10 protein-coding genes and 1 other annotated feature are annotated in these 12816 nt (G+C 56.0%); of the genes, 2 read left to right on the top strand and 8 right to left on the bottom strand.

Annotation, left to right across the window (positions count from 1 at the left end; genetic code table 11):
- The first annotated feature begins 158 nt into the window (after positions 1–158).
- Positions 159–1847: a YbaL family putative K(+) efflux transporter gene (gene ybaL / locus VI01_RS19530; RefSeq protein WP_038648489.1), complete on the top strand. Its 1689-nt coding sequence runs from the start codon at positions 159–161 to the stop codon at positions 1845–1847.
- A 231-nt stretch (positions 1848–2078) separates the two neighbouring features.
- On the opposite strand, the gene VI01_RS19525 is transcribed toward ybaL, so the two are convergent.
- The 4 genes from VI01_RS19525 to VI01_RS19510 form a co-directional block, all read right to left on the bottom strand.
- Positions 2079–3380: an inosine/guanosine kinase gene (locus VI01_RS19525; protein WP_038648490.1), complete on the bottom strand. Its 1302-nt coding sequence runs from the start codon at positions 3378–3380 to the stop codon at positions 2079–2081.
- 57 nt (positions 3381–3437) lie between these two features.
- Positions 3438–4397, bottom strand: a complete 960-nt coding sequence (gene hemH, locus VI01_RS19520; RefSeq protein WP_034828187.1) for a ferrochelatase — start codon at positions 4395–4397, stop codon at positions 3438–3440.
- Positions 4398–4705: 308 nt separating this feature from the next.
- Entirely contained in the window at positions 4706–5350 is a 645-nt protein-coding gene (gene adk, locus VI01_RS19515; RefSeq protein ID WP_045816344.1) for an adenylate kinase, read from the bottom strand.
- Positions 5351–5501: 151 nt separating this feature from the next.
- Entirely contained in the window at positions 5502–6332 is an 831-nt protein-coding gene (locus tag VI01_RS19510; protein WP_045816343.1) for a DUF6024 family protein, read from the bottom strand.
- A gap of 192 nt (positions 6333–6524) precedes the next feature.
- Between VI01_RS19510 and VI01_RS19505 the strand changes: the two genes are divergently transcribed.
- On the top strand, positions 6525–7394 hold the full coding sequence (locus tag VI01_RS19505; RefSeq protein ID WP_038648497.1) for a LysR substrate-binding domain-containing protein: 870 nt from the start codon (positions 6525–6527) through the stop codon (positions 7392–7394).
- A gap of 90 nt (positions 7395–7484) precedes the next feature.
- On the opposite strand, the gene htpG is transcribed toward VI01_RS19505, so the two are convergent.
- The 4 genes from htpG to dnaX form a co-directional block, all read right to left on the bottom strand.
- Positions 7485–9359 (bottom strand): molecular chaperone HtpG, encoded by a 1875-nt coding sequence (gene htpG / locus VI01_RS19500; RefSeq protein WP_045816342.1) that lies wholly within the window; start codon positions 9357–9359, stop codon positions 7485–7487.
- A 99-nt stretch (positions 9360–9458) separates the two neighbouring features.
- Entirely contained in the window at positions 9459–10064 is a 606-nt protein-coding gene (gene recR / locus VI01_RS19495) for a recombination mediator RecR (RefSeq protein WP_007886897.1), read from the bottom strand.
- Positions 10064–10393, bottom strand: a complete 330-nt coding sequence (locus tag VI01_RS19490) for a YbaB/EbfC family nucleoid-associated protein (protein ID WP_031377860.1) — start codon at positions 10391–10393, stop codon at positions 10064–10066. Before VI01_RS19490 ends, recR begins: the two co-directional genes overlap by 1 nt.
- 52 nt (positions 10394–10445) lie before the next feature.
- Complete coding sequence (dnaX, locus tag VI01_RS19485) at positions 10446–12536, bottom strand: DNA polymerase III subunit gamma/tau (RefSeq protein WP_045816341.1); 2091 nt, start codon at positions 12534–12536, stop codon at positions 10446–10448.
- Positions 11043–11104, bottom strand: a sequence feature (DnaX frameshifting element). Its footprint overlaps the gene before it by 62 nt.
- Positions 12537–12816: the final 280 nt, after the last annotated feature.

The following is a 12816-nucleotide window of genomic DNA, read 5'->3' as shown; positions in this document are numbered from 1 at the left end:
AGAGTGAGATAACTGAGGAAAATGCCGCTTCAGCTGCGTTTTCTTCTTAATTTTTCAATTTTTTCGCTTTTCACCGCTCAAATGTTTAAACGTGGTTAGCGAATGTGCATTACACTAGGTTGTTACAAGCGGATACATTTGCATACAAGGAGACAGGCATGCATCACACCACACCGTTGATCACCACCATTGTCGGGGGCCTGGTCCTCGCCTTTCTCCTGGGTATGATTGCCAACCGCCTGCGAATCTCCCCGTTGGTCGGTTATCTGCTTGCTGGCGTGCTCGCCGGTCCCTTTACCCCTGGCTTTGTCGCTGATACCAATCTCGCACCTGAGTTAGCAGAGCTCGGCGTTATCCTGCTGATGTTTGGCGTGGGTTTGCACTTCTCGCTGAAGGATTTGATGTCGGTAAAGTCGATCGCCATTCCCGGCGCCATCGCGCAAATCGCGGTGGCCACGCTGCTGGGAATGGGGCTGTCGTGGGCGATGGGCTGGTCGTGGATGACCGGTCTGGTGTTTGGCCTCTGTCTTTCCACCGCCAGTACCGTGGTGTTACTGCGCGCGCTGGAAGAGCGTCAACTGATTGATAGTCAGCGGGGGCAGATTGCCATCGGCTGGCTGATTGTTGAAGATCTTGTGATGGTCCTGACGCTGGTACTGCTGCCCGCCATTGCCGGCATGCTGGAAGAAGGCAACGCCAGCCCCTCTCTACTGTTCTGGGACCTGATGCTGACCATCGGCAAAGTCGTCGCCTTTATGGTGCTGATGATGGTGGTGGGCCGTCGGGTCGTGCCGTGGATTCTGGCAAAAAGTGCCGCAACCGGATCGCGCGAACTGTTCACCTTATCCGTACTGGCCCTGGCGCTGGGTATCGCTTTCGGTGCGGTTGAATTCTTCGATGTCTCCTTCGCACTCGGCGCCTTCTTTGCCGGTATGGTGCTTAACGAATCCGAACTCAGCCACCGCGCCGCTCACGATACTCTCCCGCTGCGCGATGCCTTCGCCGTACTGTTCTTTGTCTCGGTCGGCATGCTGTTTGACCCAATGATTTTGATTGAGCAGCCGCTGGCGGTGTTAGGCGCACTGGCGATCATCGTATTGGGCAAATCCATCGCCGCCTGGCTGCTGGTGACGCTGCTCGGCCACTCACGCCGTACCGCCATGACCATTTCGGTGAGCCTGGCGCAGATTGGTGAGTTCGCCTTTATCCTTGCCGGTTTGGGCATTTCACTCGGCATGCTAAGTGATGAAGGACGCAATCTGGTGCTGGCGGCGGCGATCCTCTCCATCATGCTCAACCCGATTCTGTTTACTCTGCTTGAGCGCTACCTCGATAAGACCGAAACCATCGAAGAGCAGACGCTGGAAGAAGCGATTGAAGAAGAGAAGCAGATTCCGCTGGATATCTGCAATCACGCGGTGATCGTTGGCTATGGCCGCGTCGGCAGCTTGCTGGGTCAGCAGCTGATGGAGGCCGATGTGCCGCTGGTGGTGGTGGAAAATTCCCGTCCGCGCGTCGAAGCGCTGCGTGAGCAAGGGATCAAAGCGGTGCTGGGTAATGCGGCACGCGTTGATACCATGGAATTAGCCCGTCTTGATTGCGCTCGCTGGCTGCTGCTGACCATTCCAAACGGTTACGAGGCCGGTGAGATTGTCACTGCCGCGCGTGAAAAGCGCCCGGATATCGAAATTATTGCCCGCGCGCATTACGACGATGAAGTGAATTACATCATGGAGCGCGGTGCGAATCGCGTGGTGATGGGCGAGCGTGAGATCGCCAACAGCATGCTGAATGTCCTGCAGGAAGAGATCGCGCAGAACCCAATTGTGCGGGAGTGCCCGATTTAACGACGTGCGGTGATGGGCCAGGTCGCCATTAATGGCGACCCTACGGAATTGAGATCTATCAATCAGTTAGCGCATCGATTTAGCAGTCATAGCTGAACAAATGCGCATCAATCTGCCCAACTTTGCGCATAGATTTCGCAGGCATAGAGGAACGGATGCGCACCAATCCTCCCAACTTTGCGCATCGATTTCGCAGGCATAGCGGAACGGATGCGCATCATCGGTTTACGCTTACCTGTCCCAGTACGACTCCTCTAAACTGTCTTCCCGCTCAGGCAGCCCGCGCATCAGACGCGGTGAATGCTGATTCAGCACCTGATAACTCACCCGGTTGGCATACTTACACACCTGCGCTAGCGACGAATAGGTGAGATAACCGCGTGCGTGTTTGCTGGAGTTCGGTACTTTCTGACGGTGGAAATTATTGGCGGTGATATCATGCAGCAGCGCGGCTAAAGCACCATCGCCTGCACCGTTGGTGTTCATGATCTTCTCAGGGCCGCCCATATAAGGCGCGATGTGCGAGAAAATGCGCAGCGGCTGCTGGCAATCCTGATGGCGCATAGCGCGGCTGAACTCGTATTGGTTGAATTCGGCTATCGCGCCCGGCAGCAGCGGATGATTGGTTTTGCGCTTGAACGCCTCTTCCGTGAAGCCAGCCATGTACAAACCGGTGGGACCGGCGGTGCACAGCACCAGGTCCACCCAGTCGAGCGCAATATTCGAGGCCAGCAGCGGATCCTGCTCACCCGTCAGCGCAAAGGCCTCTTCTTCGTTCATCGCCACGATCGACACATGATCGCGCAGGAAATCACGCCAGAACTGCGGATCGTCCTGAATCACGTATTTAGTGCCTAACGTCAACACCACCGGCACGTTATGTTTTTTCGCGTAGTCGATGGCACGCAGCGTGGCTTCCGGCATCGGTTCACCGGGTTGGCAGCGCACCAGATAGGAAGTCAGCACCAACGCCGACGCCCCGGCAATGACCTCTTCCGGAATGCTGTCAGCCTGCAGTTGGTTCATCAAGCCTGGGCTGATGGCAAAGGTGCGTTCACCCTGCTCACCAATCAGGGTGAAGCAGCGACCAATCGCACCATCAACGCCCTGCAGGAAGTTGAGATCCATACGGCTGGAGGTGTTGCACAAATAACGATAGGCATAACCGCCAATCTGGATGTTGTTGCACATCACGCCGAGCAATACTGAACGGTCATCGGCCAGCACGGAGTAGTTGTGCAGGGTATTACCGATGGTGCCGCCGGCAAATTGATGGCTGATCAGCGCATCATGCATCAGCTCGTTATACAGGGCCTCTGCGGTGGCATCGTCGATCACCAGCGAGTGACCGGCGCTCAGCCCGTAGCGTTGCAGAAAGTCATCATCAACTTTGGCTTCAATATCCACCAGCGTCTGGTCGATACCCACCACCCAACTGCCCTCTTCCTGCTCCTGCTGGGTTGCCTGCAGCAGCGGATCGCGCGCGTTAACGGGAAAATAGTGTTTGGATTTGCGTTTGCCGGGAAATTTCATCGTGGCTGCCGTAAGGGAAATCTGGCAGAGAATGATATCACACTCTCTGCCAGCACTTTATCGGCGTGCGTTGACCAGCTGAACCATCATCTCGATGTGCTCGTCATCGGCGTTGAGCGCCGGAATGTATTCAAACTTCTCGCCACCGGCGTGCAGGAAGAACTCACAGTTCTGCTCGCTGATCTCTTCCAGGGTTTCCAGACAGTCAGCGGAGAAGCCAGGGCTCATCACCTGCACATGCTTGATGCCTTTGGCCGGTAAACCTTGCATGGTTTCGTCGGTGTACGGCGTCAACCACGGCTCGCGACCAAAGCGTGACTGGAAGGTCATCATGATTTTGTGCGGCGCGATGCCCAACGCGGCAGCCAGCGCCTCGGTGGTGTCTTTGCAGCGCTGCGGATAATCATCACCTTCGTCGGCAAAACGCTGCGGGATGCCATGATAGGAGAGCACCAGCAGATCCGGTTCGCCATGCTGCGCAAATGAACGCTCAACGGAGGCTTTCAGAGCCGCAATATAAGCCGGATGCTCAGCATAATCGCGGATAAAAGCGACTTCCGGCAAGGAGCGCAACGGTTTGAAGCTGGCGGATAATCCATCCCACACGGCGGCGACCGTTGAGCACGAGAACTGCGGGTAGAGCGGCAGCACAATCAGTTTGGTGACACCCTGATCCAGCAAACGCTGTACCGCCCCGTCGAGGCTCGGCTGGCCGTAGCTCATGCCCAGCTCAACCGGCATATCCACGCGCTGCGCCAGCGCATCGCGCTGCTGCTTGCTGAACACCATCAGCGGAGAGCCTTCTTTCATCCACACCGAGGCGTACAGCTTCGACACGCGCGGCGAACGGAACGGCAAAATGGCGAAATTGAGAATCGGCCACCATAACCAACGCGGTGTATCCACCACGCGCGGGTCGCCAAGGAACTGTTTCAGATAGCGCTTAACGGCAGGTGTTGTAGGCGCATCGGGTGTGCCTAAGTTGACCAGCAAAACCCCAGGCTTTTCTTGCCTCATTGGTATTTCCTTGATGTCAAAACGAATGGATCAAAATCAGGGGGAAATTGTAGCGGAAATCGTGGGAGGGGAAAGCAATTGCTGCAAAAGGGCCGGACAACCGGCCCTTAATAGCACAACCCTAAATAATTCAAATGGCAGGAAGGCGGCAAACGAGAGACAAATCGACTTGTCGATTTGAACAGCGCTTGTGCTGGCCCGCAGGGTAAACCTCCTTGAGGAGGTTCATCATCCCGATGCGCTGACTCAAGTCAGTGAATCGGGTGAACGAGAGCAGCTAACGCCCCTGCACATTGAAGTAGGACGGGTTAACCGAGAATGCCGGCCAGTTGCGTGCTCACTTCAGCTACCTTACGGGTGCCGTCGATCTTGTGATACTGGGTGTTACCGGCTTCCGCTTCTTTGCTGTAGTAAGCAATCAGCGGTGCAGTCAGCTGATGGTATTCCACCAGACGCTTACGCACGGTTTCTTCCTGATCGTCTTTACGCGTGGTCAGCTCTTCGCCGGTCACGTCATCTTTACCGTCCACTTTTGGCGGATTGTAGGTGACGTGATACACGCGGCCAGACGGCGCATGCACGCGACGGCCAACAATACGATCCACAATCAGTTCATCCGGTACGGCAAACTCCAGCACGAAGTCCACATTGATGCCCGCGTCTTTCATGGCGTCAGCTTGTGGGATAGTGCGCGGGAAGCCATCGAGCAGGAAACCGTTTTTGCAGTCTTCCTGCGCGATACGCTCTTTCACCAGCGCAATCACCAGTTCGTCTGTTACCAGTTTACCGGCATCCATGATGGCTTTCGCCTGTTGGCCCAGTTCGGTGCCTGCTTTAACTGCCGCACGCAACATATCACCAGTGGAGATTTGCGGAATACCGTATTTCTCCATGATGAATTGAGCCTGAGTGCCTTTACCTGCGCCCGGTGCCCCGAGCAGAATAATACGCATTGCGTAATTCCCCTTGCGAATCGCATTGATCAATCTGAGAAGGCCAAGAACATACCATTATGACCCGCGCACCACAAGGAAACGGGCGCGCTTCCGGTGAAAGCTTTACTTTGACTGGCTTTAGCGCAGAACACCAGCAGAGTGCCCGTTTTTAAGAATCACGGCTAACGTTTAACACCTCTTTCAGACGTCTTTTCAGTATTGGCGTGACGTTTTGATTTTTGTTCACGCTACCGCGCACGTTGGCATGCAGGCGTAAACGATGGTGAGCGGAAAGCAGATGCATATCCTGCGGCACGTCGCGTAAGGTAAAACTGACTGGCAGCGGGAACAGGGCGAACGGTAAGCCGTGCTGCTGAATCGATTGCAGCTGAACCGGGGCATCAAGCGTAATATTATCCACGCTAGCGATATTAAACGGTCGCCAGTCGCTGTTTTCCATTATTTTTAAGGTTTGCTCCAGCGACGTCCCAAACGCCAGTCCCTGCTCAAATAAGCGCAATTCACTGCGCACCAGCGTGCTGAAATCGCAGGTTTTCAACGCAATCAACACCAGGTCACTGCTTAACGCCGCATGACGATCGAGCCGCGCCACAAACAATCGCGCATCGCTGATTAATCGTTTATGCAACAGGGTGGCAAAGGATTCCGAAGCGTCGGTCACGCCCTGACTTTGACACTCTGCCAGCGGGCGCACCCGCCCCTGCTGCATGTCGACATGCTCAACCAGTGCAATGTTACCGGCCATCATCGGCACCGCGGGTAACACACTCAGTTCACTGACCGGATATTGCGAAGCGTAACGCGTTTGATTGCGCGCCTGTTCCTGACGTAAAAACAGCTGTGAGAGCAGCACCCGCGAAATATGCAAAGAAGGTGCAAAGAAGAGGTCGTAATTTTCCAGCCGATAGTGACGTGATAGCAAGCCGCGAAGTCGATCGCGCGCTGCCGCCGCCCTGGCAGAAGCATGTTGATGATCCATCGCGTAAGATTTCTCTAATTATAAAGATGCTGTGTGTGTCGCAGATTGAGGGGGGAACATTAGCCGCGTTAAACACAGACAACGCCATCCGTCAACCCGCCATAATCTGGGGGAAAGGTTAGGCCAATGCGGCTGGACATTAAAATGATATAAACTGACAATCCCTGTTAGGTTTTTACACAGGGGATGAGTATGACCGCGCTTCCGTCGTTACGTGCACTGCACTATTTTCATCAGGCAGCACTGCATAGCAGTTTTAGCGTGGCGGCCGAGCGTCTTCATGTGACTCACAGCGCCATTAGCCATCAGATTCGACAGCTGGAAAGCTGGATGGGAAAGCCCTTATTCGTCCGCACCAATGGACGCGTCAAATTAACCTCACACGGCGAGCGCTTGCTGGTGAGTTGTCAGAAGGCGTTTAGCGAACTCTCCACCACCTGCGAAAGCATTCGCACCGGCATGCGTCATCACCTCAGCGTCTCTTGCGCGCCCAGTTTTCTCTCGCAATGGCTGATTCCACGTATTAGCAGTTTTTATCAACGCTATCCCGATATTGAAGTGCAGTTTCAGCCGCTGGTGGAGATCGACCAGTTGCGCAGTGAACACACCGATGTGCTGATTCTCAGCTATGAGCAGTCACCGGATGAGGATATTGATGCCACGCTGATCAGCGATGACTACATCGGCCCACTATGCGCGCCTCAGTATGCCGCGCGTTTTCACAATGAGCAGGATTTAGCGTCATTGCCGCTGCTGCATGCCGACACGCGGCTGCATGCCTGGGCTGAGTGGGCAAAAACCAGCGGTGCGCGCGGAAATTACTGGGTCGGTAAGCATTTCGATAACCTTACCCTTGGCATTCAGGCGGCGAGAAACGGCCTGGGCGTGATCATGGCTCCGCGTTTACTGGTCAGGCAGGAGTTGAGCGACGGTACGCTGATCGCCCCATTGGGATTTGTGCGTGTGGACCGCGCCACCTGGATGATGACGAAAATGTCACGTCAGCATGATGCGGAGATTACGTTGTTCCGGGATTGGCTGCGCGATCAGGCGCTGCATTAAAAGAAAGGTCGGCATTCAATGCCGACCTTTTTTGTCTCCTGCCAACCCTACCGCCGGTCTCAATGCCAATCGGCGCGGGCGCTGAATGGCTTACGCCGTCAGCAACTGGTTCATACGACGGATAAACTGGTTGGGATCGTCCAGCGTGCCGCGCTCAGCCAGCAGCGCCTGATCCAGCAGCAGCTCAACCCATTCAGCAAAGTGCGCTTCGTCGTGGGTATTCGCCACGCGTTTCACCAGCGTATGCTCCGGATTGATTTCGAAGATGTACTTCACATCCGGAACGTCCTGGCCCGCAGCAGCAAACAGTTTCGCCATCTGCGTGGTCATTTCGTTCGCATCGGTGGTGACAATCGCTGGGGTGTCGGTCAGACGATGGGTCAGACGCACCTCTTTCACACGCTCGCCCAGCAGCGTTTTCACGCGCTCAACAAACGGCTCCAGCGCTTTTTCCGCTTCCTTCTGCTCTTCCGTTTCTTCATCCGCCAGCTTACTCAGCGACTCATCCGCTTTGCTCACTGACTGGAAGGTTTTGCCGTCGAACTCGGTCAGGTAGCTCATCATCCACTCGTCGATACGATCGGACAGCAGCAGCACCTCGATACCTTTTTTGCGGAACAGTTCCAGATGCGGGCTGCTCTTCGCGGCGGCATAGCTGTCAGCAGTGATGTAGTAAATCTTATCCTGCCCTTCCACCATACGGCTCAGGTAATCGTCCAGCGAAATGGTCTGCTCAGCGCCTTCACTCTGGGTGGTGGCAAAGCGCAACAGCTTAGCAATCGCCTGCTGATTGGCGTTATCTTCCGCCGGGCCTTCTTTCAGGACCAGACCAAACTCTTTCCAGAACTGCTGATATTTCTCCGCGTCGTCCTTCGCCAGTTTTTCCAGCATCTGCAGGCTACGCTTGGTCAGCGCGGCACGCAGGCTCTGGGTCACACGGCTGTCCTGCAGGATTTCACGCGAGACGTTCAGTGGCAGATCGTTGGAGTCTATCAGGCCACGTACGAAGCGCAGGTAGTTCGGCATGAACTGCTCGGCGTCGTCCATGATGAACACGCGCTGCACATACAGTTTCAGGCCGTGTTTGCTGTCGCGGTTGAACATGTCGAAGGGCGCACGCTGCGGGATATACAGCAAGCTGGTGTACTCCTGCTTACCTTCCACACGGTTGTGGCTCCAGATCGCCGGATCGCTGTAATCATGGGCGATGTGTTTGTAGAACTCGTTGTACTCGTCGTCGCTGATTTCAGACTTGTTGCGCGTCCACAGTGCCTGGGCTTTGTTGATCTTCTCCCAGCTGGTGGTATCGCTCTCTTCGTCTTTGGTTTCAATCTCAACCGGCAGCGCAATGTGATCGGAGTATTTGCTGATGACGTTGCGTACACGCCACGCGTCGAGGAAATCATCTTCGCCTTCGCGGAAGTGCAGCGTGATCTCGGTACCGCGATCGGCTTTCTCGATTTCGGCGAGGGTGTATTCACCCTCGCCTGCGGATTCCCAGAACACCGCTTCGTCGGCCTTAGCGCCGGCCGCGCGAGTGCGCACGGTGACTTTATCGGCAACGATGAACGCTGAGTAGAACCCCACACCAAACTGACCGATCAGTTGGCTGTCTTTTGCCTGGTCAGAACCCATGGACTCGAGGAAGGATTTGGTGCCGGATTTCGCGATAGTGCCGAGGTTCTCAATCACTTCGTCGCGACGCATACCGATACCGTTGTCGCTCAAGGTCAGCGTACGATTGTCCTTATCGACCGAGATACGCACGCGCAGGTCGCCATCGCCTTCATACAGATCCGGCGTGGACAGTGCGCGGAAACGCAGTTTGTCAGCGGCATCAGAGGCGTTGGAGATCAGCTCACGCAGGAAAATCTCTTTGTTTGAATAGAGAGAGTGAATCATCAGGTGCAGAAGTTGTTTTACCTCTGACTGGAAGCCACGCGTCTCTTGTCCTTTCATGGTCATTGCTACCTCAACTAAATGGGGGTTGATCATAGGTTGAGAGAGAAATGGGGATGATGCTGAGGATTTCAAGCCGATGTCGGTGAAGACATCGGCAAGTGATTAGAATTTAATCTTGTGGCGTCCGGCAAGTGAGTGCGACAGCGTGGTGCCATCGACCATTTCCAGCTCACCGCCGACCGGTACACCGTGCGCGATGCGGCTGGCATCGACGCCATATTGCCCGCACAGTTCAGCGATGTAGTTGGCCGTGGCTTCACCTTCCACCGTCGGGTTGGTGGCGAGGATCACTTCGGTCAGCGTTTCACGCTCCAGGCGCTGCTCTAACCGATCCAGACCGATATCCTGCGGGCCGATGCCATCCAGCGGTGACAAGTGGCCCATCAGCACAAAGTAGCGGCCGCCAAACTGGCCGGTTTGCTCAATGGCGTGGATATCGGCAGGACTTTCCACTACGCAAATCTGGCCGTTTTGTTGACGGCGCGGATTGGCGCAGATGGTGCAAATTTCCTGCTCGGTGAAGGTGCGGCAATCGGCACAGTGGCCGATTTCCGACATCGCGCGGGTCAAAGCCTGCGCCAGACGCATACCACCGCTACGATCGCGCTGTAACAGCTGAAAAGCCATGCGCTGCGCCGATTTCGGGCCCACGCCCGGCAGGCAGCGCAGCGACTCCATCAAAGATTCAAGCAGTGGACTGGTTTGCATCAGAACGGCATCTTGAAGCCAGGTGGCAGCTGCATACCAGAAGACACAGAAGCCATTTTCTCTTTCTGCGTTTCATCGATACGACGTGCTGCATCGTTGAAGGCTGCCGCGATCAGATCTTCCAGCATGTCTTTGTCGTCTTCCAGCAAGCTTGGATCGACTTCAACACGGCGGCAGTTATGTGCACCGTTGATGGTGACTTTGACCAGGCCAGCGCCTGATTCACCGGTCACTTCCAGCGCGGCAATCTCTTCCTGAACTTTGGCCATTTTGTCTTGCATCTGCTGGGCCTGTTTCATCAGGTTGCCCAATCCGCCTTTACCAAACATAGTCTTCTCTCTCTGCTGGGGCTGCGCGCCACTCACGCGCGACAGCGGGTGTTCAAACGGGTCGAATACTCTCTTCATCCAGATCGGCATCGAAGAATCGACGCAATGTCTGAATGTGAGTATCGCTTTCAATCGACTGGCGCGCCTGCACCAGTTTCTCTTCATAAATGGCCTGACGCCATTCCAGTGGCGTCAACACCGCAGGATTATCGTCTTCAACGATGGTCAGTTCAACCGTTTGTCCGGCTGCCTGACTGAGCGCTTCCGTCAGCGCCTGTTTTGCCGACGCTGAATTCAGGTGACGCTGACTGCTGCGCAAATGCAGCGTGACGGCGTTCTCGCCCACCTCTTTCCACGCGTTTAACGCCACCTGCTGCACCAGTTTTGGCAACGTCAGTGCGGCTATTTCGGCGGCCCACGCATCGCGCTGCTGGGCCTCTTCGGCCAGACGAAGCGCCAGCTCAGGCGTTTTCTCATGCTCCAGAGCGGAACGCAAGGCTTTTGGCGTTGCGATGGGCTCCGCTTTTACCTCAACCGTTTGCTGGGCTTTCCAGCGATAGGCTTCTGGCTTCGCGGGCGCTTTTACCGCGGGTTCCGATGCGCGCTGTTGCACGCGCTCGGTGACACTGGCAAGACGTTCCAGCGCCGGGTTCGCCGGCCGCGCGGGACGCGCTGCCGGCTCACTCTTTTTTGCTTTGCCGGCTCCCTGACGCAGTAACTGCGTTCGCGCCTGTAACAGCTGGCTGGTGGAGTCAGACAAATGTTCGGGCGCCGGTTGCATATCAGCGTAATCATCGGCCATCGGCGGTGCGTCCTGCATCGGCGGCGCCATTTGCGGCTGGGCTGCAGAAGTGGGGCGAGAGGCCGAAGAGGAGGCGGCGTGAGCTGAACCCGCTGGTGTTGCTGTCGCGGCAGCGTTGGCTGAAGTCACTGGCGTTGCTGACGCAGTAACCTGAGCGGAAGAGGCCGGCGCAGCAGCGCCTGCAGATGCAGCAGACGCTTGCGGTGCCGCCTGCGGAATCAGACTGGGCCTGGCAACCGGCTCAGCGATGGTCGCCTGTGGATGGAACGCCAGCGCGCGCAGCAGCGTCATCTCGACGCCGAGGCGACGATCCGGTGCCAGCGGCAGATCTTTACGTCCCATCAACAAAGTTTGGTAATAGAGCTGTACATCGGCGGGCGGTAACACGCGTGCCAAATCGCGCAGGCGCTGCGCCTGATTCACATCGTCCTCACCCAGCGAAGCCGGCAACAGTTGCACCATCGCCACGCGATGCAGTAAACGCAGCATTTCGACCAACAGCGCTTCCCACTCGACACCGCGTGATGCCGCCTGATTCAGCAGCGCCATCACCTGTTCACCCTGCCCCTCCACCAGCGCTTCAATCAGCGCCAGCGGCTGTTCGTCATCCAGTGTACCCAGCATTTGCGCCACGGTTTCACGCGTCACGCTGCCCTGCCCCATGGCAATCGCCTGGTCAGTGAGGCTTAGCGCATCACGCATACTGCCGTCAGCGGCGCGCGCCAGCAGATGCAGCGCTCGCGGCTCGGCGGCAATCTGCTCCTGCTGCAATATATGCACCAGCTGCTGCTGGATTTGTTCGACGTCGAGCGCTTTAAGATGGAACTGCAGGCAACGCGACAGAATGGTCACCGGCAGTTTTTGCGGATCGGTGGTTGCCAGCAGAAATTTGACGTGCGAAGGCGGCTCTTCCAGCGTTTTCAACAGCGCATTGAAGCTGTGACGCGAGAGCATGTGCACTTCATCGATCAGGTAAACCTTGAAGCGACCGCGCGCCGGAGCGTATTGCACGTTATCCAGCAAATCGCGCGTGTCTTCGACTTTAGTCCGTGACGCGGCATCAATCTCGATCAGATCGACAAAGCGTCCCTGCTCAATTTCACGGCAGTTATCACACTGACCACAAGGCGTAGAGGTGATGCCGGTTTCGCAGTTGAGGCCTTTCGCCAGCAAACGGGCGATCGAGGTTTTCCCTACGCCGCGCGTACCGGAAAAGAGATAAGCATGATGGATTCGTCCCAGTGACAACCCGTTGGCCAGCGCGGTCAGCACATGTTCCTGACCGACTACGTCAGCGAAAGCCTGGGGACGCCATTTTCGCGCAAGTACCTGATAGCTCATGTGGATTCAATCACTGGATTTTATTGAGTTGGCACAGCGGTGCGGCTAAGTGAACCGGGTTCCGCCACAAGAAAAAGGGGAAAAATGCAGCTTCGCAAACCCTGTGTATATGGGCAGTAGTCTAACAGCCACAACAGGATATGCCTATACCCGACATACTTCACGTTGCAGGTGCTGAATTTTAATCGCGCACTTGCAATGGCGGAACGATTTATCGAGCATTGATACAAGGGCACGGCGGCAGGGATGCGTAATGAAATGCGCCGCGATGGCTATTGCC

Source organism: Pantoea sp. SM3 (genome assembly GCF_000963995.1).
In the GTDB taxonomy this organism is placed as follows: Bacteria; Pseudomonadota; Gammaproteobacteria; order Enterobacterales; family Enterobacteriaceae; genus Pantoea; species Pantoea rwandensis_B.
Note: the sequence above shows the minus strand (reverse complement) of the source record. Positions and strands in the feature narration are given on the sequence as shown.

What these genes read in the sequence shown, in the direction of transcription:
- hemH (WP_034828187.1), bottom strand. Translation starts at nt 4,397, where the DNA reads ATGAGGCAAGAAAAGCCTGGGGTTTTGCTGGTCAACTTAGGCACACCC.
- adk (WP_045816344.1), bottom strand. Translation starts at nt 5,350, where the DNA reads ATGCGTATTATTCTGCTCGGGGCACCGGGCGCAGGTAAAGGCACTCAG.
- recR (WP_007886897.1), bottom strand. Translation starts at nt 10,064, where the DNA reads ATGCAAACCAGTCCACTGCTTGAATCTTTGATGGAGTCGCTGCGCTGC.
- VI01_RS19525 (WP_038648490.1), bottom strand. Translation starts at nt 3,380, where the DNA reads ATGAAATTTCCCGGCAAACGCAAATCCAAACACTATTTTCCCGTTAAC.
- htpG (WP_045816342.1), bottom strand. Translation starts at nt 9,359, where the DNA reads ATGACCATGAAAGGACAAGAGACGCGTGGCTTCCAGTCAGAGGTAAAA.
- VI01_RS19490 (WP_031377860.1), bottom strand. Translation starts at nt 10,393, where the DNA reads ATGTTTGGTAAAGGCGGATTGGGCAACCTGATGAAACAGGCCCAGCAG.
- VI01_RS19505 (WP_038648497.1), top strand. Translation starts at nt 6,525, where the DNA reads ATGACCGCGCTTCCGTCGTTACGTGCACTGCACTATTTTCATCAGGCA.
- dnaX (WP_045816341.1), bottom strand. Translation starts at nt 12,536, where the DNA reads ATGAGCTATCAGGTACTTGCGCGAAAATGGCGTCCCCAGGCTTTCGCT.
- ybaL (WP_038648489.1), top strand. Translation starts at nt 159, where the DNA reads ATGCATCACACCACACCGTTGATCACCACCATTGTCGGGGGCCTGGTC.
- VI01_RS19510 (WP_045816343.1), bottom strand. Translation starts at nt 6,332, where the DNA reads ATGGATCATCAACATGCTTCTGCCAGGGCGGCGGCAGCGCGCGATCGA.